This window comes from Stenotrophomonas sp. YJH_SMC_123, from assembly GCF_059368215.1.
Genome location: NZ_JCAFRM010000003.1, coordinates 269,383 through 289,117 on the forward strand (window position 1 = coordinate 269,383; position 19,735 = coordinate 289,117).

At 66.3% G+C, this 19,735-nt stretch carries 19 protein-coding genes; 7 read left to right on the forward strand and 12 right to left on the reverse strand.

Going from position 1 to position 19,735, the window contains the following annotated elements; translation table 11 throughout:
* Positions 1–158: 158 nt before the first annotated feature.
* Positions 159–1,664 carry a YifB family Mg chelatase-like AAA ATPase gene (locus AC5P5W_RS09420; protein WP_197575093.1) on the forward strand — a complete coding sequence of 502 codons (1,506 nt, stop codon included), beginning with the start codon at positions 159–161 and terminating at the stop codon, positions 1,662–1,664.
* Positions 1,665–1,689: 25 nt separating this feature from the next.
* Here AC5P5W_RS09420 and AC5P5W_RS09425 read toward each other — a convergent pair whose 3' ends face one another.
* The 4 genes from AC5P5W_RS09425 to yidA all read right to left on the reverse strand — a co-directional run bounded on the left by AC5P5W_RS09425 (position 1,690) and on the right by yidA (position 6,596).
* Positions 1,690–2,124, reverse strand: a complete 435-nt coding sequence (locus tag AC5P5W_RS09425; protein WP_197575091.1) for an NUDIX hydrolase — start codon at positions 2,122–2,124, stop codon at positions 1,690–1,692.
* Positions 2,125–2,217: 93 nt separating this feature from the next.
* The gene (locus tag AC5P5W_RS09430; RefSeq protein WP_049408008.1) at positions 2,218–2,607 is read right to left on the reverse strand and encodes a hypothetical protein; all 390 of its coding nucleotides are present in this window, start codon (positions 2,605–2,607) and stop codon (positions 2,218–2,220) included.
* A gap of 177 nt (positions 2,608–2,784) precedes the next feature.
* A complete protein-coding gene (locus AC5P5W_RS09435; RefSeq protein WP_197574560.1) occupies positions 2,785–5,103 on the reverse strand; it encodes a TonB-dependent receptor in 2,319 nt (772 codons plus the stop codon).
* A gap of 659 nt (positions 5,104–5,762) precedes the next feature.
* On the reverse strand, positions 5,763–6,596 hold the full coding sequence (yidA, locus tag AC5P5W_RS09440) for a sugar-phosphatase (RefSeq protein ID WP_197574559.1): 834 nt from the start codon (positions 6,594–6,596) through the stop codon (positions 5,763–5,765).
* A 149-nt stretch (positions 6,597–6,745) separates the two neighbouring features.
* On the opposite strand from yidA, the gene AC5P5W_RS09445 reads away from it, so the two are divergent.
* Complete coding sequence (locus AC5P5W_RS09445) at positions 6,746–7,408, forward strand: exopolysaccharide biosynthesis protein (protein WP_069117699.1); 663 nt, start codon at positions 6,746–6,748, stop codon at positions 7,406–7,408.
* Between the two features lie 131 nt (positions 7,409–7,539).
* On the opposite strand, the gene AC5P5W_RS09450 is transcribed toward AC5P5W_RS09445, so the two are convergent.
* From AC5P5W_RS09450 to AC5P5W_RS09460, 3 genes are all read right to left on the reverse strand, one after another.
* A complete protein-coding gene (locus AC5P5W_RS09450) occupies positions 7,540–8,850 on the reverse strand; it encodes a PQQ-dependent sugar dehydrogenase (RefSeq protein WP_049441987.1) in 1,311 nt (436 codons plus the stop codon).
* Positions 8,843–9,283 (reverse strand): DUF2231 domain-containing protein, encoded by a 441-nt coding sequence (locus AC5P5W_RS09455; RefSeq protein ID WP_041863928.1) that lies wholly within the window; start codon positions 9,281–9,283, stop codon positions 8,843–8,845. The genes AC5P5W_RS09450 and AC5P5W_RS09455 overlap by 8 nt, the downstream gene beginning before the upstream one ends.
* Before the next feature lie 108 nt (positions 9,284–9,391).
* Entirely contained in the window at positions 9,392–9,802 is a 411-nt protein-coding gene (locus tag AC5P5W_RS09460) for a hypothetical protein (protein WP_075076244.1), read from the reverse strand.
* A gap of 248 nt (positions 9,803–10,050) precedes the next feature.
* On the opposite strand from AC5P5W_RS09460, the gene AC5P5W_RS09465 reads away from it, so the two are divergent.
* Both AC5P5W_RS09465 and AC5P5W_RS09470 read left to right on the forward strand, forming a co-directional pair.
* A complete protein-coding gene (locus tag AC5P5W_RS09465) occupies positions 10,051–11,817 on the forward strand; it encodes a S8 family serine peptidase (protein ID WP_049441989.1) in 1,767 nt (588 codons plus the stop codon).
* On the forward strand, positions 11,817–12,395 hold the full coding sequence (locus tag AC5P5W_RS09470; protein ID WP_014648726.1) for a hypothetical protein: 579 nt from the start codon (positions 11,817–11,819) through the stop codon (positions 12,393–12,395). Before AC5P5W_RS09465 ends, AC5P5W_RS09470 begins: the two co-directional genes overlap by 1 nt.
* Positions 12,396–12,654: 259 nt before the next feature.
* Here AC5P5W_RS09470 and AC5P5W_RS09475 read toward each other — a convergent pair whose 3' ends face one another.
* The 5 genes from AC5P5W_RS09475 to cyoA are packed head-to-tail and all read right to left on the reverse strand — an operon-like array spanning position 12,655 to position 17,200.
* A complete protein-coding gene (locus tag AC5P5W_RS09475) occupies positions 12,655–13,335 on the reverse strand; it encodes an SCO family protein (protein ID WP_164077384.1) in 681 nt (226 codons plus the stop codon).
* A gap of 11 nt (positions 13,336–13,346) precedes the next feature.
* Positions 13,347–13,679, reverse strand: coding sequence for a cytochrome o ubiquinol oxidase subunit IV (cyoD, locus tag AC5P5W_RS09480; protein WP_006399830.1), 333 nt, complete (start codon positions 13,677–13,679; stop codon positions 13,347–13,349).
* A 1-nt stretch (position 13,680) separates the two neighbouring features.
* On the reverse strand, positions 13,681–14,316 hold the full coding sequence (cyoC, locus tag AC5P5W_RS09485; RefSeq protein ID WP_014648729.1) for a cytochrome o ubiquinol oxidase subunit III: 636 nt from the start codon (positions 14,314–14,316) through the stop codon (positions 13,681–13,683).
* Positions 14,313–16,289 (reverse strand): cytochrome o ubiquinol oxidase subunit I, encoded by a 1,977-nt coding sequence (cyoB, locus tag AC5P5W_RS09490; protein ID WP_032958781.1) that lies wholly within the window; start codon positions 16,287–16,289, stop codon positions 14,313–14,315. The genes cyoC and cyoB overlap by 4 nt, the downstream gene beginning before the upstream one ends.
* Positions 16,290–16,294: 5 nt before the next feature.
* Positions 16,295–17,200, reverse strand: a complete 906-nt coding sequence (gene cyoA / locus AC5P5W_RS09495; RefSeq protein ID WP_014648731.1) for a ubiquinol oxidase subunit II — start codon at positions 17,198–17,200, stop codon at positions 16,295–16,297.
* Positions 17,201–17,382: 182 nt separating this feature from the next.
* Here cyoA and AC5P5W_RS09500 point away from each other — a divergent pair, with 182 nt between their 5' ends.
* The 3 genes from AC5P5W_RS09500 to AC5P5W_RS09510 are packed head-to-tail and all read left to right on the forward strand — an operon-like array spanning position 17,383 to position 19,731.
* On the forward strand, positions 17,383–18,798 hold the full coding sequence (locus AC5P5W_RS09500) for an aminotransferase class I/II-fold pyridoxal phosphate-dependent enzyme (protein WP_049441994.1): 1,416 nt from the start codon (positions 17,383–17,385) through the stop codon (positions 18,796–18,798).
* Between the two features lie 55 nt (positions 18,799–18,853).
* Entirely contained in the window at positions 18,854–19,132 is a 279-nt protein-coding gene (locus AC5P5W_RS09505; protein ID WP_169411283.1) for a hypothetical protein, read from the forward strand.
* Positions 19,132–19,731: a DUF6436 domain-containing protein gene (locus AC5P5W_RS09510; RefSeq protein WP_180835007.1), complete on the forward strand. Its 600-nt coding sequence runs from the start codon at positions 19,132–19,134 to the stop codon at positions 19,729–19,731. Before AC5P5W_RS09505 ends, AC5P5W_RS09510 begins: the two co-directional genes overlap by 1 nt.
* The last annotated feature ends 4 nt before the right edge of the window (positions 19,732–19,735 follow it).

Below are 19,735 nucleotides of genomic sequence, written 5' to 3' on the forward strand. Positions count from 1 at the left end.
GCCATCCCAGAGCCGCGCTGCACAGATCATTTGCCCTCGATGCGCACGCTGCGCCCTTTGCAGGCAGAAATACCCCGAGACGCATTGCCGGCAAACCCCGATAGTCCCACGCAGATTACCTGCCGCACCATCAGGCGTCTTTCTGCAGGAATCCACACATGAGCCTGGCGCTGGTCCACAGCCGTGCCCGCGCCGGGGTCGATGCCCCGCTGGTGCGGGTGGAAGTGCACCTCTCTGGCGGCCTGCCCGCCACCCAGATTGTCGGCCTGGCCGAGACCAGCGTGCGCGAATCGCGCGAGCGCGTGCGTGCCGCGCTGCTCTGTGCACGCTTCGACTTTCCGCAGCGGCGCATCACGCTCAACCTCGCGCCTGCCGACCTGCCCAAGGAAGGTGGGCGCTACGACCTGGCCATCGCGCTGGGCATTCTTGCCGCGAGTGGCCAGGTCGATCCGCAGTCGCTGCTGCAATACGAGTTCCTGGGCGAGCTGGGGCTGACCGGCGAACTGCGGCCGGTGGCCGGAGCGCTGCCTGCTGCGATCGCGGCGGCTGATGCCGGCCGCATCCTGGTGGTGCCGCCCGGCAATGCCGCCGAGGCGGCGCTGGCCGAGCACGCGGATGTGCGCGTGGCGCGCACGCTACTGGAGTGCTGTGCCGGTCTGGGCAATCCGCGCCTGCTGCCGCCCGTGGAGCGCGTGGACACGACACCGTTGCCCCTGCCCGATCTGGCCGACGTGCGGGGGCAGGCGCATGCACGGCGCGCGTTGGAAGTGGCGGCCGCCGGTGGGCACCATCTGTTGTTGATCGGCAGCCCTGGCTGCGGCAAGACGCTGTTGGCTTCGCGCCTGCCCAGCCTGTTGCCGGATACCGAGGAAGCCGAGGCGTTGCAGCTGGCCGCGATTGCCTCGGTGAGTGGCGAAGGGCTGGACCCAAGACGATGGCGGCAGCGGCCCTTCCGGGCACCGCACCACAGTGCGAGCGCGGCGGCGCTTGTGGGTGGCGGCAATCCGCCCTGCCCTGGCGAAATCTCGTTGGCCCATCACGGCGTGCTGTTCCTGGATGAGCTTCCGGAGTGGAACCGCAGTGCGTTGGAGACCCTGCGAGAGCCGCTGGAATCCGGCCACATCCGCCTCGCCCGCGCGGCACGCAGCGTGCAGTATCCAGCGCGATTCCAGCTGGTGGCGGCGATGAATCCCTGCCCCTGCGGCTGGGCTGGCGACCGCAGCAACCGCTGCCTGTGCAGTGATGAGCGCATCAACCGCTACCGCGCGCGCGTATCCGGCCCGCTGCTGGACCGCATCGACCTGCATATCAGTGTGGCCCGTATGGACGCAGTGGAGTTGCGGGAGAGCACGCCGCTGGGGGAGCCCAGTGCGGCGGTACGTGCACGGGTGGAAGCCGCCCATGCCAAGCAGCAGGTGCGTGGCGGGCTCAACGCGCATCTGCCGCCGGCGGCACTGCGGGCCTGTACCCGACTGAGCGAGGCAGATCAGGACATGCTGGAACAGGCCATCGAGCGCCTGCAGCTGTCGGCGCGGGCGATGCACCGGATTCTGCGGGTGGCGCGCACGATTGCCGATCTGGCGGGTTGCGAAACGATCCAGACGGCGCATCTGGCCGAGGCCATTGGCTACCGGCAGCTGGACCGGGGGAAGGCGAGCACGTAATCGCAGCGGGCAGAATCAGGCCGCGTCATGCGGGCACACGTTCAAAAAGATCCGGCAGCCATTCCGGCTTGAACAGGGAAGCAGGCTGTTCTCTCATCTCTTCTACGCGCCACCATTTCCACGCCCTGATCGTGGCATTTTCCTCCTCCGTCCACCCGTCACGCTGGATGTCGGGCTGGTTGGGGCTGCGGACCAGAAAATATTCTTCCAGCCATCGCGCGGGCGTTGATCGGGCGACCGCGTAGATGGCATCGCGCGTTTCCAGCCGCACGCCTATCGGCAGATCCAATCCGGTCTCCTCCCTGAGCTCACGCCGTGCGGCGTCCGCATATCCCTCCCCGGGCAGAAGCTCCCCGCCCGGTGTAGCCCAGAAGGGAGCGTGGTGTTCATCGTGATACCGGAACAGCAACACCGCATCCTCAGCAACGATCACAAGGCGTGCAGATCGTCTGATTTTCATCGTTTCCCGTCCTTACCAGCCCGCCCCAGAATAGGCCAAAAGCAGGCGGACCAAGAGAAAGCCATCAACGCGTGTCGATTCCTGGCCAGTGATTCACTTTCCCGGGATGGGCGCCTGTCGCCGGACGGCAACGGACGCCATGCGGCGGCTGACAAGGCCGAAGAGGTCCTGCAGTTCGGCTGCGCGCTCGGGCGTGCTGTTGCTGCCGAAAAGCACACGCGCCAGCGCGGCTTCACGGGTGTCATGCGGGAACCGCAGGCGGTCCCGGTACACCTTCTGGCACACCAGCCAGGCCCGGCGCAGCCCACCGCCGGGCAGCGGGCGGACCACGCGTTCGTAGACCTGCCAGAACTGGTACTCGCCCTGCAGATCGATCGCCGGCGCCACGGACAGAGCCTGCCGGGGCCGTCCTGGGCCCCGGATGCCGAACAACGGGGTTCGCGGGTTGTGCTGTGCCATGCCAACAGGATGACCCAGCAACATTGTGGGAACCTTGCGTCGCCGCCAGAAAACCCCTGTTGTTTGCGCAAGGCGGGTTTCTAGGCGGGTTTTGGGGGTCAGAGCCCTTTGCTGCGCAAAGGGCTCTGACCCCGATCACGGGGTGGCTGCGGGGTCGGATCCCTTTGCGCAGCAAAGGGCTCTGACCCCACCCTCATCGTCTCAGAACGCCATCGAGGTACTGAACATCAGCTGCCGTGGCGCGCTGCGCTGCAGGGTCTGGTAATCCCCCGAGAACGACGAGCCGGCAATGGTGGCGGTGCCGATGTTGTGGCGGTTGAACAGGTTGCTCACGTCCAGCCGCAGCTCCAGGCCGGGCACGGCGCTGTCGGCACCGAAGCGGTAGGCGGCATAGGTGTTGACCTGCCAGAACGTCGGCACGCGGATGTCGTTCTCGTAGGTGAAGGGCTGGCGCAGGTAGGAGGTGCTGGTGGCGCCAAAACGCCAGTCACCGAAATGCGCTGACAGGTCGCTGACCAGCGAGATCTGCGGGTAGCCCGGCTGCGCGTTGCCCTTGATCGGGTACACCGTGTCGCCCACCACGAAATCGCTGTCGTAGTACGAACGGGCCACGGCCACGCCCTGGTAGAACTGCAGGTGGTCAGTCAGGTCGGCGGTGATGCCGAGGTCGGCACCGATCACGTGCATCTTCGGCATCAGCCGCACGGTGTTGATCTGTGCGAACTGGGTGCCGATGGCGGCCGACAGCAGTCGGTTGCGGATGTCGTTGTAGAACACGTCGCCGGTGATCGTCAGCCGGTCGAAGCGATGCGATGCGCCCACGGTGAGGTTCCAGTTCTTCTCCGGGCGCAGCGTGCCGGCCACGCGGTCGAACTCCTCCTGGTCGGTGATGGTCCACGCCGAGGCGGTGTAGCCGATGTTGCCGCGCTGGGCCACGCGGTAGCCGTTCATGGTATTGGCCAGGTCGATGAAGGCATCGGTGGATTCGGTCGGGCTCCAGAACAGCGAGACATGCGGCAGGAAGTTGCTCTTCGCGCGCAGCGTGCCGTTCACCGGCCGGTCCTTGGCGTCACCGAGGCCGCCGCCGCTGGTGCGGAAGTCCACGGCCTTGAAGCCGACACCCAGCTTCAGCGTGTCGTTCAGCACGATGTCGTCCTGCAGGTAGAGCTGGCGCGAGCGGGTCACCCAGCTCGATGCGTTGTCGGTCTTGAACGCGGGGCCGTACACATCGAACGGACCGGTGGCCTTCAGCGGCGGGCCCTCGCCCAGCAGCGGCTGCTGGTACCACTCGGTCTTGGCCGCGGCCTTGCTCTTCTCCTGCCAGAAACCGGCGGTGAAGGTGTGCGCGCCGGTCTCGAACTGCAGATTGAGCATGCCGCCCAGCCGGTTGAGGCGCGGGGTCTGCACCTGTTCGGAGAACGGCGCGCCGTTGGGCGACGGCACGTTCGGGTCGGTCAGCGTGGCCTGGGTGTGGCTGTTGGCGTTGTACAGCTGCACGTTGCCGCTCAGCGCCGGACTGATCTGGAAGCGGTGGTTGATCGAGGACACGCGGTCACGCGTGCTCTGGCCGGTGTCGTAGGGAATCAGCCCGGACAGTTCACCACAGGTATAGGCGCCGCAGGATTTGTCTGCGTTCTCCGGCGAGGCCACGTGATACGCCCAGGCGTAGTCCGGGTAGAAGATGTCGGCCTTCCAGCCCAGCTTGCGGATCATGTCGAAGGAAATGTTGTTGTAACCCCAGACCTTGGCCTTGCTGTCGGACAGGAACACGGTGACATCGCCCCAGGCGACGTCCTGCTGCAGCTTCAGGTCGCCGCGCAGGAAGTTCTGCGTGCCCTCGCCCTGGTACTTGTCGGCGGACACACGCTGCAGGTCGACCAGCACTTTCGGGCCATGCTCGCCGAGTTGGCCGCTCTGCCCGGATACGGTGGTGACCAACGTGCTGTTGCTGCCCACGCCCTGCTTCACGCGCAGGCTGGGCGTGTCCCGCAGCTCGCGCAGGCGGTATTCCAGGCTGCCGCCATTGACGCTGCTGGAGAACACGCTGACCGGTGCGCCACCGGGGCTGACCGTGATCGCGCCGATGCCATCGGGCACGCCCACGTTCACCACGCTGGTGCCGGTGAGCGAGAGGAAGCCGTTGTCGTTCAGCGGCACGCCTTCGAAGGTGATGCCCATTTCGTTCATGCGGAAGCCGCGCACGAACAGGCTGGTGGCGGAGATATCCAAGCCCAGCCCATCGGTGGCGGTATAGCTCGCGCCCGGCACCTGCTTCAGCATGGCCAGGCCATTGTTGCCGGTGACCATCGCGTCGAGGTCTTCGGCCTTGATGATGTAGCGGTTGGGGCCGACCACCTGGGTCGGTGCCACGGCCGCACCGCGCGGCGTGGCGATGACCTGCAGGGCGTTGAGCGTGGTGGGCGTGTCGAGCGCGGCGTCGTGCGTTTCTGCGGCGTAGGCAGGTGCAGTGGTGGCCGCGATGATGGCCAGGGCGAGGCGCGTCGTGGGTGGGGTGTTCATGGCAGTAGATCCAGGGTGCAGGGAGAGAGTCGCGCAGGCGCACGCCCAGCGCGTTGCAGCGCCGGTGTCGGCGCCCTGGCTGGCGGTGCGATTGCGTTGAGAGAGCGACGGCGCGGTGCGCGCCGGTCAGCAGAGGAAGACGATCATCTGCCGCAGGATTCGATGGCGTAATTTCGACGTGCGAAATTCTTGCATCGCGCTGCCGCATACGCCATTGCGCGGTGGTACAGCGCCGATGGCGGTGGGGATGGGTGGGCTATACGTGGGTATAGACCCAGGTCGGCGCTGGCCGCCTGCGTGTGCCAACCAAGGTTGGCACCTACCGGGGCGAATGGGGCCTGGTAGAGGCCGACCTTGGTCGGCGCTTGCCGTCTGCGCGTGCCAACCAAGGTTGGCAGCTACCGGGGCGAATGGGGATTGGTAGAGGCCAACCCTGGTCGGCGCTGGCCGCCTGCGCGTGCCAACCAAGGTTGGCAGCTACCGGGGCGAATGGGGATTGGTAGAGGCCAACCCTGGTCGGCGCTGGCCGCCTGCGTGTGCCAACCAAGGTTGGCACCTACCGGGGCGAATGGGGCCTGGTAGAGGCCGACCTTGGTCGGCGCTTGCCGATTGTGTGTGCCAACCAAGGTTGGCAGCTACCAGAGCATAGGGACGCGCGGTTACTGCAGGACGAAACGCTCGATCGCGCGCGCCACGCCTTCATCGGCATTGCTGCTGGTCTCAAACCGCGCCACCACCTTCACCGCGTCGATGGCATTGCCCATCGCCACGCTGGTGCCGGCATACTGCAGCATGGTCAGATCGTTTTCCTGGTCGCCGATGGCCATCACGTTGGCCCGCTCAATGCCCAGGTGCTCGGCCAGCTTCTGAAGGCTTGGCCCCTTGCCCGCGCGGTGGTCGAACACTTCCAGGAAGAACGGTGCGCTCTTCAATACCGCGAAGCGCTCGGTCAGCGCGCTGGGCAGGCGCGCGATGGCAGCGTCCAGCACCTCGGGTTCGTCGATCATCATCAGCTTGATGAAGGACATCGACGGGTCCATGTCTTCCACGCGGCGATACGACAGTGGCATCCGCGAAAGATGCGAGTCGGCCACGGTGTAGTAGCTGATGTCCTGGTTGGGCGTGTACATGCGCTGGCTGTCCAGCGCCTGGAAGTGCACGCCCAGGTCGCGGGCCACCTGCTCGCAGAACAGGAAATCGTCGAAGCTGAGCGGATACTCGACCACGGTTTCGCGCGTGCCGATGCGCTGCACCAGGCCGCCATTGCAGGCGATGCAGTAGTCGTCGTTGCCGGTGATGCCGAGCTCGTGCAGGTACGGCGCCAGGCCCGGAACCGGGCGGCCACTGGTCAGCACGATGTGCACGCCCAGTGCGCGCGCCTGCGCGATGGCCTTCCTGGCGCGGGGGGTGAGCTGGTGCGACGGGTCCAGCAGCGTGCCATCCATGTCGATGGCGACCAGTTCGATGGTCGATTGCCTGCGGCCCATGTCCATTGCGTTCAACTCGTGCGGGGCACGCCAGTTTACCCCCTCATGCCCGGTTCACCTCTTTGCCCACGTTGGCCGGGATACTGCAGGAGCCTGTGCGTCCCCCACCGCAGGACGGCCCGCTGACCGCCCTTCCCTGGAGAACCTTGCGACGCATGACCTACCGTGCCCCCGAAACCAACGACAGCGCCCCCCTGGCCCAGCAGATCGAGCAGATGATCGACGAGCTGCCCGGCGACCAGGTGAGCGTCGGCACCCTGCTCAGCGCGCTGGGCGATGAGGGCCTGCTGCTGGTCGTGATCCTGCTCTCGGCCATCTTCATCATTCCGGTGTCGATTCCCGGGCTGAGCACGGTGTTTGGCGCCTCGATCCTGCTGATCGGCCTGAGCCGGGTGCGCGACCGCCCGCTGTGGGTGCCGCAGAAGCTGGCGCGCCGCGGGATCGCCACCGACAAGCTGAAGGCCAACCTGGGCCGTGCGCTGAAATGGGTGCACCGCATGGAGCGGCTGTCGCGGCCGATGCGGCTGGCGGTGATGGTGCGCTCGAAGAAGATGATGCGCCTGAACAACCTGATGCTGGTGTTTGCGACCCTGCTGCTGATGGCGCCGGCCGGGCCGATTCCCTTCAGCAACACGCTGCCGGCGCTGGCGCTGATGTCGTTTGCGATTGGCTTCATCCAGCGCGATGGTGCGGCGGTGGCAGCCGGCTACGGCTTCGTGGTGGCCACGGTGGTGTACTTCGGCGTGCTGCTGGGCGGCGTGGGGTTTGCTGCGGAATCGGTGTTCAGCGGGTTCCGCAGCAGTACCGCCGAACTGTAGAGCCGAGCCCATGCTCGGCTGCTGTTCGCTCGGTGCACGGAAACCCGCGCGCTGCGCGCGTAAGCCGAGCATGGGCTCGGCTCTACAAAGGCCGGATCCACAGCAGTCGAGCGTGGCTCGACGCTACACAGCTATTTCGCCGACACCCGCCACACTACGTCGCCCACGTCGTCGGCCACCAGCAGTGCGCCCTCGGCATCCATCGCCATGCCCACCGGCGCACCCATCAGGGTCTTCTCGTCCTTCGAGGTGAAGCCGCTGACCACGGTCTGCGGCCGCCCGGTCGGCTTGCCGTCCTTGAACGGTACGTAGACCACTTCGTAGCCACTCAGTGGCGAGCGGTCCCAGCTGCCGTGCTCGCCGATGAAGGCGCCGCCGTGGTACTGCGCCGGCAGTGCCTGGCCGGTGTAGAACAACAGGCCCAGCGGTGCCACGTGCGAGCCGATGGCATAGTCCGGCACGATCGCCTTGGCCACCAGGTCCGGCCGCTGCGGCTGCACGCGCTCGTCCACGTGCTGGCCGTAGTAGCTGTAGGGCCAGCCGTAGAAGCCATCTTCCTTCACCGAGGTGAGGTAATCCGGCACCAGGTCGGCACCGATCTCATCACGCTCGTTGGCCACGGCCCACAGCTGGCCAGTGCTCGGCTCCCAGTCCAGCCCGGTCGGGTTGCGGATGCCCGACGCAAAGATGCGGCTGCCACGGGTAGCTACGTCCACCTCCAGCACGACCGCGCGGCGGTATTCGACGGCCAGGCCATTTTCAGTAATGTTGCTGTTGGAGCCGACGCCCACGTACAGCTTGCTGCCATCGCGGCTGGCCAGCAGTTCCTTGGTCCAGTGGTGGTTGATGGTGCTGGGCAGGTCGGTGAACTCGCGGCCCTTGTCGGACATGCGGGTTTCGCCGGGCACGTAGTGGTACTGCATGATGTTGCCGGTGTTGGCCACATACAGCGTGTCACCGATCAGCTGGATGCCGAACGGCGAGTGCAGGCCTTCGATGTAGACGTGCTGGGTCCAGGTGTTCGTGCCTGGCGAGCGGCGCAGCAGCGTGACGCGGTTGCCGCCCTTGCCGGCCTTGCCCGAGCGCGCCTTCACCTTGCCGGCGATCCACTGCTTGGGTGTGGTGACCGGCTCTTCGCCGGGGCCATTGCCTTCCACCACCAGTACATCGCCGTTGGGCAGGGTCAGCAGCCGGCGCGGGTGCTGCAGGTTGGCGGCGATGCGCTCGATCTTCAGGCCTTCGGCCACCGTGGGGGCCTGGCCGTCGGCCCAGCCCACGCCCTTGGGCACCTGCATCGGCGGCATCAGGAAGTTGGCCGGCTTGGGCAGTGGCGGCTGCGGTCCCGACTGGTCGGCCGGATGGTATTCGGCCTTGCCGGCGCAGGCCGACAGGGTGACGGCCAGTGCCAGCGCGGCCACGGTGGGCAGGATGTGCTTAGCCATGACGACCTCCCTGCAGCACCGGCGGCTGCAATGACAACAGGATCAGGCCCAGGGCGATCAGGGCCACGGTCAGCGCCGACAGGATCGTGCCCGGCACAGCAACGGCATACGCATCGCGGCTGTGCACGAAGGCGTTCCAGATGGCCAGCACCACCGCGACCAGGTTGAGGAAGAAGTCGATGCGGTCGATGCGGGTGGCCGTGCCGTTGCGGCGCCAGACCGCGAACAGGTTGATCAGGCGCGGCACGATGGCGATCAGCAGGCCGAACGTGATCAGCCAAGCGGCGGCCTTGCCCCACATCACCTCGGCGCTGTTGAGATAGATCGCGTCGAAGATCAGTGCACCGACGAAGAAGCCGAAGGGTATCGGGTTCAACAGGCTGAACAGCGTGGTGCCGAGGCCGCGATGGGCCTGGGCGAGCGGATTGACCATCATCGTGCTCCGTGCGGAAGGGTGCACGGGCTGTAGTAGCACAGCGCGATGTGAGGGCGCGCGATGATGCCCCGGCGGCGCTGCCACACCCACCGGGCAGGCACCGCACTACGTGGGTTCGTCCTCGCGCACCTCGTGGAAGGGCAGCATCGTCTCGAAGCCGAATTCGTGTTCCATGCTGGTGCGGACCAGGCCGCCGATGGCGTAGTAGCTGGTATTGGCGTGTACATCGATGCCACAGGGACCATCCTCAGCCAGCAGGTGCAGTGTCTGCGCCCTACGCATCTTCACTCTTTCCTCCTGCAGCAGCGCGCGTCGGTGCCGCTTCATCAGCAAGCGCAACTGTTTGATCGTCGTGATATTGAATGTGGCGAGCGCCGGCAGCAGCTCGGCGATATCCGCATCGGTCCAGTAATCATGGCGACGGTGGTACATCGACAGCACCACCTTGCGGATGGCGGCAACCGAGAGCGGGGTCTGGTCTGCGCGCGCACGTGCACGCTGGCGTTCCTTCTTCATGTGTCTTCACCTGCATGTGGTTACCCGAGTTTCCCGCACCCGAAGCAAGCGCGCGAAGATGGCGTGAAGGCATTCGCGCGCCCTGTCATAACCTGACGTACTAAGTGTTTGTGACGCAATTTGCATATTCGTACATTGCGGATGTGAAGAGGTAGGGGGTTCTCCGTTGTGTCGCGTTTGGCTCGTTGCGATGGGGCAGTTCCGCCCCGCCGTCCTGCCATGCCGATTCACAACAGAAGGATTCGTGTATGAAGCGACACACGCAACGCTCCGCGCCACCGCGCTCTGCGCGCCTGGCCCTTGCCACTGCCCTGGTGCTGGGCAGCCTGGCCGTCACCGCCCAGGCCCAACAGGCCGATCCACTGGCGGGGATACAGTGGCACCTGCTCAACACCGGGCAGACGGTCCCGGCTGACACCCTGCCGGTGGCCGGCAACGACCTGAACGTGGATGGCCTGTTCCGCAACGGCATCCGCGGCCAGGGCGTCACCATCGCCATCGTCGACGATGGCCTGCAGATCGCGCACCCGGACCTGGCCGCCAACGTGGCCGCGGTGGCCGGCAAGAACTTCACCAACGGCTCGAACAACCCCACCCCGACCAACCCGGATGTCGACAACCACGGCACCATGGTCGGCGGCATTGCGGGCGCGGTGGGCGCCAACAACCTGGGCGTGCGCGGTGTGGCCCCGGCGGCGACGCTGAAGGGCTTCAACCCGATTTCGCGCTCAGCCCTGGGCAACCAGCAGAGCAACATCGAGTACGCCTGGTGGGACGGCGCGGAGTCGGCCGACGTGCAGGTGTTCAACAACAGCTGGGGCGCCGGCCCGGGCAATCCGAACCTGCCGCTGGCGTACAGCGAAAACACGATTCGTTCGTATGAGCAGGCACTGTCGGGGACGCGCGGTGGCCGCGGCGGCATCTACGTGAAGTCGGCGGGCAACAACTTCAACAATGCCTCGATCAGCCAGACCCAGGATGTCTGCACCACCGACACCAAGAACCGCAACACCGGCTGCGTGCCGGCTGGCCGTGATCCGCGCAACAACCTGTTCAACGTGATCACGGTAGGCGCGGTGCGTGCCGATGGCGTGCGCTCGTCGTATTCCTCCACCGGCTCGGCGCTGTGGGTGTCGGCCTTCGGCGGCGAATACGGCCTGCAGGCCCAGTACGCCCCCGGCCTGGTGGCACGCGCCTACGACCCGGCCATCGTCACCACCGACGTGACCGGGTGCGCGCAGGGCAGCAACAAGAACACCAACCGCCAGAACACGCTGGACAGCAACCTGTCGGCCATCGACAGCACCTGCAACTACACCGCCAAGATGAACGGCACCTCGGCGTCAGCGCCGATGGTCTCGGGCGTGGCGGCACTGGTGCTGGAAGCCAATCCGAACCTGTCCTATCGCGATGTGAAGTACATCCTGGCCACCACCGCCACCCGCAACCACCCGAACCAGCCGGCGGTGACGCTGGCCGACGGGCGCACGCTGGTGCCAGGCTGGACGGTGAATGCTGCCGGCCGTGCCTACAGCAACTGGTATGGCTTCGGCGTGGTCAACGCTGCACGCGCGGTGCAGGTGGCCGAGAACTTCCAGTCGCTCGGTGCGCTGGTCGACAGCGGCTGGCGCAACACCACCCGTACCGTGGCCATCGGCAACACCTCGGCCGCCGCTGCACGCCTGACCTTCCAGTTGGCCAACGGCGCGCGCAACATCGAAAGCGTGCAGCTGGGCTTCCGGGTCAACCACCGCAACACGCGCCAGCTGCAGTTCGTGCTGGTGTCACCCAGCGGTACCCGCAGCGTGGTGCAACCGGCGTTCACCGCGATCGGTTCGGGCACGGGTGGCGCGCAGAGCAACTTCACCAGCTGGGACCTGCTGTCCAGCAATGCCTTCCTGGATGAGAACGCCACGGGCACCTGGACGCTGGAAGTGACCGACATGGGGCAGGCCGCGACCGCTGCATCGCGTGGCAACCTCGAATTCTTCAAGATCCGCGTTCTGGGGCACTGATGATGAAGACCACCATTCTGTTGAGCACGCTCGCCTTCGCGGCGATGACCTTCCCTGCCTGGGCACAGAGCTCGGGGCAGACCCCTCCGGCCAGGACCCTGTCGACCGTGGATGCTCAGGAACTGAAGGCGTCCGCTACCGGCCGCTCGTTCGATGTGGGCGGCACGCGTTTCCAGCTGTCGCCCTCGGCAACGGTAAAGCAGGCCAGCGGCGGCCAGTTCACGATCACCCCGCAGGCGGCGGCGACCACCAGCTCGCGTACCAAGCGTTCGCTGGATGGCGCCGCGGCGGCGCCTGCTGATGCCGGTGCCGGCAAGTTCGCGGCGGCGGTCTCCCGTGACGGAGCGCCGGTGGTGGCGACCTCGCGGGTCAAGGTGTTCTTCACCGATGCAGCATCGGCCCAGCGCGCGGCTACGGCCACCGGTGGCACCGTGGTGAAGGTCTCCAAGGCGTCGGGCCAGGCGATCGTGGAGTACCCGTCGGTGAACGCGGCGCTGGATGCGACCACCAGGCTGCTGTCCACCGCCGGTATCCGCGCCACCGAGCCGGACGTGGTGCAGTGGGAAGAGACCAAGTAAGGCGTTGAGCGGTGCCCCGGCCGGCTGGCTCTCCTGGCCGGCCGGGGATTGGTGTGGGGGTGTGCCGACCAACGGTCGACACCTGCCGGGGCCGCGCGCGTGTAGAGCCGAGCCGATGCTCGGCTGCTGTCTACGGGGTGCCGCAGGCGCGGTGCGCGCGGCGCCGAGCATGGGCTCGGCTCTACAGCTGTGCCAACCAAGGCTGGCATCTACCAGGAGCAGATTCGGACGTGCCAACCAAGGTTGGCACCCACCGGCGTTACCGCGCGGCCAGTGTGCCGCTGTGCTTGAGGTGGCAGCTGGCCAGCGCGTCGTTGCCGGCGGCCGGGTGGCCGGGCTCGAGCAGCAGGCGCTGCACGTCCGAGAACAGCTTTTCCACCGGCATGCCGTACGGCGCGAACAGGCGCAGGCGGCCCTGGCGGTCGAACACGTAGCCGCCGGCAATGTGGCTCATGGTGTAGGTATCCGGTACCTGACCGGGTTCCTTTTCGTAGAACGCCTTGAAGTCGCTGGCCATCGCGGCCAGCTGCGCTTCGTTGCCGACCAGCGCGATTGCCTTGGGATCGAACGCTTCCACATAGGTGCGTGCGACCTCCGGCGTGTCGCGGGCCGGGTCCACGCTGACGAACACGACCTGCAGCTGATCGGCATCCTTGCCCATCAGGTGCTTGACCTGGCTCAGCTCGACCATCGTGGTCGGGCACACGTCCGGGCAGCTGGTGAAACCGAAGAACAGATAGGTCACCTGCCCCTGCAGGTCCTTCGGGCCGCGCACGGTGCCGCGGCTGTCGGGCATCGACCACTGCTGGCCAAGTTCTTCGCAGGCGATGTCCTTCGCATAGAAGTCCATGCGCGACTGCGCGCTGCAGCCGGCCAGCAGGCCGAGCAGCAGGCCTGCGGCCAGGCGCAGGCCACGATGGGGGAACGCAATGCCTTTCACGGTTCGCCAGCTCAGTTGATCATCATGTGGTAGTGCATGCTCCAGATGATCCAGACCGACAACGCGACGACGATGAACAGGATCACCAGGGTGAACACGAAGCTGGCCAGGTTCCAGCCACCTTCGGACTTGCGGTCCATGTGCAGGAAATAGACCAGCTGCACCAGGATCTGCGCCACTGCGAAGCCGACCAGCAGGAACAGCGTGAGCGGCCGCGACAGCACCGGATTCATCACCAGTGCGAACGGCACCACGGTCAGCAGCGCGCACAGCACGAAGCCGATCAGGTAGGACTTGGTGGAGCCGTGCGCATTGCCGGCGCGCGAGGTTTCGACGTGGGCCATGTCAGAAGGCTCCGATCAGGTAGACGAAGGTGAAGACGCAGATCCACACCAGGTCCAGGAAGTGCCAGAACAGGCTCAGGCACGACACACGGGTGATGTTGGTCGGGGTCAGGCCACGGCGGTAGACCTGGTGCATGACCACCGCCATCCAGATCAGGCCGCTGGCCACGTGCAGGCCGTGGGTGGCGACCAGCGCGAAGAACGCCGACAGGTAGGCACTGGTGCTCGGGCCCGCGCCTTCGTGGATCAGGTGCGAGAACTCGTAGATCTCCATGCCGATGAACGAGGCACCGAGCACGAAAGTCACGCCCAGCCAGCGCAGCACCGCCGAGGCATCGTGGCGATGCATGGCCAGCACGGCCTGGCCGTAGGTGATGCTGGAGACCAGCAGCAGGAAGGTCTCGGCCATCACGAACGGCAGCGAGAACAGGTCCTTGCCGGTGGGGCCACCGGCGTAGGCGGTGCTGAGCACCGCGTACGAGGCGAACAGCGAACCGAACAGCACCAGGTCGGACATGAGGTAGACCCACATGCCGAACACCTTCATGCCGCCCTGTTCGTGGCCGTGGTCGTGCTCGTGGTGGTCCTCGTGCGCCTGCGTGTCGCTGGCCAGCTCGGGGCGGGTCAACAGGTTCATGCGCGTACCTCCTTCAGCTTGGCAAGGTTGGCCGCTTCGGTGCGCGCCACCTCTTCGGAACTGACGTAGTAATCCACGTCCTCGTCGTAGGACCGCACGATCAGGGTCACGATCATCGCGATGAAGCTGGCCGCGGCCATCCACCAGATGTGCCAGACCAGGGCGAAGCACAGCACCAGGATCCAGATGTTGAGGATCAGCGGCACGCCGGTGTTCTTCGGCATGTGGATGGGGGCGTACGTCTTCGGCGGCGGCGGCAGGCCGCGCTTCTTCGCTTCGTGGAAGGCATCCAGCTCATCGGCCTTGGGCACCACGGCGAAGTTGTAGAACGGCGGCGGCGACGGCGTGGCCCATTCCAGCGTGCGTGCGTTCCACGGGTCGCCGGTCAGGTCCAGGTTGCGCTTGCGGTCGCGCACGCTCACGTAGATCTGCACCAGCATCAGGATGATGCCCGCGAACACGAACAGTGCACCGATGAAGGCGGCGATCAGGTACGGCGTCCACGCCGGGTTGTCGTACTGGTTCATGCGGCGGGTCATGCCCATGAAGCCCAGCATGTACAGCGGCATGAAGGCCAGGTAGAAGCCGATCACCCAGCAGGCGAACGACCACTTGCCCAGGCGCTCGTTGAGGGTGAAGCCGAACACCTTCGGGAACCAGTAGGCGAAGCCGGCCAGGTAGCCGAACAGCGCGCCGCCGATGATGGTGTTATGGAAGTGGGCGACCAGGAACAGGCTGTTGTGCAGCAGGAAGTCCGCGCCCGGGATGGCCAGCAGCACGCCGGTCATGCCACCGATGGTGAAGGTGACCAGGAAGGCGATGGTCCACAGCATGGGCACGCTGAACTCGACGCGGCCGCCGTACATGGTGAACAGCCAGGTAAAGATCTTCACGCCGGTGGGGATGGCGATGATCATCGTCATGATGCCGAAGAAGGCATTGACGCTGGCACCCGAGCCCATGGTGAAGAAGTGGTGCAGCCAGACGATGAACGACAGGATGCCGATCGCCAGCGTGGCGCCCACCATCGACTTGTAGCCGAACAGCTTCTTGCGCGCGAACGTGGCGGTGACTTCAGAGAAGATGCCGAACGCCGGCAGCACCAGGATGTACACCTCCGGGTGGCCCCAGGCCCACACCAGGTTCACGTACATCATCGGGTTGCCACCCAACGTGTTGGTGTAGAAGTTGAAGTCCAGGTAGCGGTCCAGGGTGAGCGCACCCAGCGCCACGGTCAGGATCGGGAAGGCGGCGATGATGATCACGCTGGTGACCAGCACGGTCCAGGTGAACACCGGCATCTTCATCAGGGTCATGCCCGGCGCACGCATGCGCAGGATGGTGATGAACAGGTTGACGCCGGTCAGCAATGTGCCGATGCCCGAGGCCTGCAACGCCCAGATGTAGTAGTCCACGCCTACGCCCGGACTGAACTCGATGCCCGACAGCGGCGGATAGGCCACCCAGCCGGTCATGGCGAACTCGCCAACGCCCAGCGAGATCATCATCAGCGCGGCGCCAACCACGAAGATCCAGAAGCTGAAGGCGTTGAGGAACGGGAACGCCATGTCGCGTGCGCCGATCTGCAGCGGCACGATGATGTTCATCAGGCCGACCACGAACGGGGTGGCCACGAAGAAGATCATGATCACGCCATGCGCGGTGAAGATCTGGTCGTAGTGCTCCGGTGGCAGGAAGCCATCACTGCCTGGCCCGGCCGCGGCCAACTGCGCGCGCATCATCAGCGCGTCGGCGAAGCCACGCACCAGCATGACCAGCGCCACTACCACGTACATGATGCCGATCTTCTTGTGGTCCACGGTGGTGAACCAGTCGCGCCAGAGCACGCCCCATAGCTTGAAGTACGTCACCGCGCCAAGCAGCGCGAGGCCACCCAGCACCATGGCCGCCAGCGTGACCACGACGATCGGCTCGTGCAGCGGCACGGCCTCCCACGTCAATTTACCCAACATGTTCGTTACTCCTGGGAAACCTGGGCACCACCGGCAGCACCCGCCGGGGACGCAGCAGCGGTGTTCTCACCGACGCCGATGAACTGGTCGATGACCTTCTTGAACAGCAGCGGTTCGACGCTGGAGAAGTGCTGCACCGGCGCGTTCTTCGACGGTGCGGCCAGCGCCTTGAACTGGTTGAAGTCCAGCGCCTGTGGTGCGCTGCGTACCTCGGCCACCCAGCGCTCGAACTCCTCGTTGCTGCTGGCGGTGGCAATGAACTTCATGTTCGAGAAGCCATGCCCGCTGTAGTTGCCGGACATGCCACGGAACTGGCCGGGCTCGTTGGCGATCAGGTGCAGCTGCGTGCGCATGCCGGCCATCGCGTAGATCTGCCCACCCAGCTGCGGGATGAAGAAGGTATTCATCGTCGAGTTGGAGGTGATGTTGAACGCCAGCGGGCGGTTGGCCGGGAAGTTGAGCTGGTTGACCGTGGCGATGCCCAGGTCCGGATAGACGAACACCCATTTCCAGTCGGTGGCGATCACGTCCACGTGCAGCGGCTCACCGGCCACGTCCAGCGGCTTGTACGGGTCCAGTTCGTGGGTCGACTTCCACACGATCACGGCCAGGCCGGCAATGATCAGCAGCGGCACGCCCCAGACCACGATCTCCACCTTGGTGGAGTGCGACCAGTCCGGCGTGTATTTCGCCTTGGTGTTGCCGGCGCGGAAGCGCCAGGCGAATACGAAGGTCAGCACGATGGCCGGTATCACCACGATCAGCATCAGGCCGATGCAGATCAGGATCAGGTCGCGCTGGGCGAGCCCGACCATGCCCTTCGAATCCAGCAGCACCCAGTCACAGCCCGACAGGCCGACGCAGGCCAGGGCGACCAGCGCCAGGCGGATGCGGTTCCAGCAGATATTCATTGGAGGTCAACCCTGTTGAAGAAGCACGCTTGACCGGCTCGCCTGCGCGCAGCGCCCGGGCGTGGAGCGGCTACACTGTGGGTACGAGGTCGCCTACAAGAGAGCGATCAACTCCAATCAAGCCCATACAAGATACATCATTGTATGGACTTGTGCATCTGCACGTATGGAAAAACTGACCGATGACGCCACCTGCCGCCGGCCGCCGCCTGAAACACCCCAATCGCACCTGGGTTCGCCCCTTCCGCGAGGGCGCTGGCCCGCTGTACCTGCAGATCGCCCAGCAGGTGCGCGAGGCAGTGGATGACGGCGTGCTGCGTCCGGGCGACCGGCTGCCGCCGCAGCGCGACCTGGCCCAGCAGGTGGGCGTGGACCTGACCACGGTCACCCGGGCCTTTGCCGAGCTGCGCCAGGCTGGCCTGCTGGATGCGCAGGGCGCCGGCGGCACCTTCATCGCGCTGTCGGCCGGCAACCGCAGCACCTCGGTGGACCTGAGCATGAACATCCCGCCGCTGCTGGGCAGCGCGCCGTTCGCACAGGGCATGGAGGCCGGTTTCCAGCACGTGGGCCAGCAGCTGGGCCAGGGCGAACTGATGAGCTACCACGTCGGCGCCGGCACCCGCGAGGACCGCGCCGCCGCCGTGCAGTGGCTGTCACCGGTGCTGGGCACGGTGGGTGCCGACCAGGTGGTGATCTGCCCCGGCGCGCAGACCGCACTGTGCGCACTGATCCTGGCCCGCACCCAACCGGGCGAGCTGATCGCCGCCGAGCAGCTGACCTACCCGGGCCTGCTGGCCGCCGCGCGCGTGCTGCAGCGGGGCGTGGTGCCAGTGGCGATGGACGCCGAAGGCATGCTGCCCGAAGCGCTGGAAGAGGCCTGCCAGCTACGCCGCCCGCGCCTGCTGTACCTGGTACCGACCATCCAGAACCCGACCACGGCGACGATGTCGGCACAACGCCGGCAGGCCCTGCTGGCGGTTGCCAAGCGCCACGATCTGACCGTGATCGAAGACGATCCCTACTGGTTGCTGGCCGGGGACGCCGCACCGCCGCTGGCCGCCCACCGCGACGCCGGCTGCCCGGTGTATTACATCTCCACCCTGTCCAAGTGCCTGGCACCGGGCCTGCGCACCGCCTACCTGGTGGTGCCGGGCGGCGAACCGATGGAACCGGTGCTGGACGCCCTGCGTGCGATCGCGCTGATGCCGACCCAGTCAATGGTGGCGGTGGCGTCGCAGTGGATCCGCAGCGGCCAGGCCCAGGACATGGTGCAGCGCTTCCAGCAGGAGCTGCGCGAGCGCCAGGCGATTGCCGCGCAGTACCTGCCGTCCCGCGCGCGGGCGCACCCGGCCGGCCTGCACGTATGGCTGCCGCTACCGCCGCGGCTGGACCAGTACCGGCTGATCCAGGCCGCACAGGAACAGGGGCTGGGCATCGCCAGCTCGGACGCCTTCAGCGTGGAGGAACCGCCACCGGGCAACGCCATCCGCCTGTCGCTGGGCGGCGCAGTTGACCAGGATGCGCTGGCCGGGGCGCTGGCCAAACTGAACGAGATCCTGTCTGAGGCCCCCGAGGCCCGGCACAACGCCATCGTCTGAACCGGGCGCATGGCGCCGCATCCATACAAGATGATATTTTGTATGCAATGTATGGATGAAGGGACGTGCGTCGATGCGCGCCGAGAGACTGAAGTTCCACTTGGTAATGGCCGGCTGTGGTGGCTTTGTGGTGTTGATGCTGGCCGCGCTGGCCTGGGTCTGCCTGCAGCCGCAGACCGTGGATGTGCAGGCCGCCGAGCGCCACGCCATCGAGCAATGCGTGCAGCGCAGCGAGGATCCGTCGCGTAGCGAGATCCAGCGTCGCGCGCAGGCCGACTCCTGCCGCGAGATGCGCAAGCAGTACGTGCACAAGTTCGGCGGGGACGCGTCCTGATGGGCGCAGCCGCGCCGCGCCGCCGCTGGCTGCTGCCGACGATGATCGCCCTCGCCTGCCTGTTCATGGCCGGCGTGGCGGCTGCGCTGTGGCACTACTTCGGCTACAGCGCGCAGTCGACGTTCACCGAACAGGCCATCGTCTTCGACGACTCGCAGCTGCGCCTGCCGTCCGATCTGGCCGGCGATACCGGCCGCATCCGCGTGGTGCACTTCTGGGACCCGGCGTGTGCCGTCTGCAACCGCGAAACCGGCGCACACCTGAGCTACCTGATCAGCATGTACCGCCGCGCCGGCATCGACTTCTATGCGATCCGCCGCCCCGGTACCCACGGCGAACTGCCTGAGCCGCTGCGCAACAAGGTGATCAACCTGCCGACCATCGACGGCATCGAACACATCCCGGCGAGCCCTGCCGTGGCGATCTGGGACCGGCAGGGCCACCTCGCCTATGCCGGCCCGTACAGCATCGGCATGGTCTGCAACTCGGCCAACAGCTTCGTCGAACCACTGCTGGACAGACTGGTGCGCGGCGAAACCGTGCGCCCGAAAGGACTGCTTGCCGTGGGCTGCTACTGCCCCTGGCAGGCCAAGCGCTGAGGAC

Excerpts from the sequence above, each read along its gene's own strand:
- AC5P5W_RS09420 (WP_197575093.1), top strand. The coding sequence starts at position 159 with ATGAGCCTGGCGCTGGTCCACAGCCGTGCCCGCGCCGGGGTCGATGCC.
- AC5P5W_RS09425 (WP_197575091.1), bottom strand. The coding sequence starts at position 2,124 with ATGAAAATCAGACGATCTGCACGCCTTGTGATCGTTGCTGAGGATGCG.
- AC5P5W_RS09430 (WP_049408008.1), bottom strand. The coding sequence starts at position 2,607 with ATGTTGCTGGGTCATCCTGTTGGCATGGCACAGCACAACCCGCGAACC.
- AC5P5W_RS09435 (WP_197574560.1), bottom strand. The coding sequence starts at position 5,103 with ATGAACACCCCACCCACGACGCGCCTCGCCCTGGCCATCATCGCGGCC.
- yidA (WP_197574559.1), bottom strand. The coding sequence starts at position 6,596 with ATGGACATGGGCCGCAGGCAATCGACCATCGAACTGGTCGCCATCGAC.
- AC5P5W_RS09445 (WP_069117699.1), top strand. The coding sequence starts at position 6,746 with ATGACCTACCGTGCCCCCGAAACCAACGACAGCGCCCCCCTGGCCCAG.
- AC5P5W_RS09450 (WP_049441987.1), bottom strand. The coding sequence starts at position 8,850 with ATGGCTAAGCACATCCTGCCCACCGTGGCCGCGCTGGCACTGGCCGTC.
- AC5P5W_RS09455 (WP_041863928.1), bottom strand. The coding sequence starts at position 9,283 with ATGGTCAATCCGCTCGCCCAGGCCCATCGCGGCCTCGGCACCACGCTG.
- AC5P5W_RS09460 (WP_075076244.1), bottom strand. The coding sequence starts at position 9,802 with ATGAAGAAGGAACGCCAGCGTGCACGTGCGCGCGCAGACCAGACCCCG.
- AC5P5W_RS09465 (WP_049441989.1), top strand. The coding sequence starts at position 10,051 with ATGAAGCGACACACGCAACGCTCCGCGCCACCGCGCTCTGCGCGCCTG.
- AC5P5W_RS09470 (WP_014648726.1), top strand. The coding sequence starts at position 11,817 with ATGATGAAGACCACCATTCTGTTGAGCACGCTCGCCTTCGCGGCGATG.
- cyoD (WP_006399830.1), bottom strand. The coding sequence starts at position 13,679 with ATGGCCCACGTCGAAACCTCGCGCGCCGGCAATGCGCACGGCTCCACC.
- cyoC (WP_014648729.1), bottom strand. The coding sequence starts at position 14,316 with ATGAACCTGTTGACCCGCCCCGAGCTGGCCAGCGACACGCAGGCGCAC.
- cyoB (WP_032958781.1), bottom strand. The coding sequence starts at position 16,289 with ATGTTGGGTAAATTGACGTGGGAGGCCGTGCCGCTGCACGAGCCGATC.
- cyoA (WP_014648731.1), bottom strand. The coding sequence starts at position 17,200 with ATGAATATCTGCTGGAACCGCATCCGCCTGGCGCTGGTCGCCCTGGCC.
- AC5P5W_RS09500 (WP_049441994.1), top strand. The coding sequence starts at position 17,383 with ATGACGCCACCTGCCGCCGGCCGCCGCCTGAAACACCCCAATCGCACC.
- AC5P5W_RS09505 (WP_169411283.1), top strand. The coding sequence starts at position 18,854 with ATGAAGGGACGTGCGTCGATGCGCGCCGAGAGACTGAAGTTCCACTTG.
- AC5P5W_RS09510 (WP_180835007.1), top strand. The coding sequence starts at position 19,132 with ATGGGCGCAGCCGCGCCGCGCCGCCGCTGGCTGCTGCCGACGATGATC.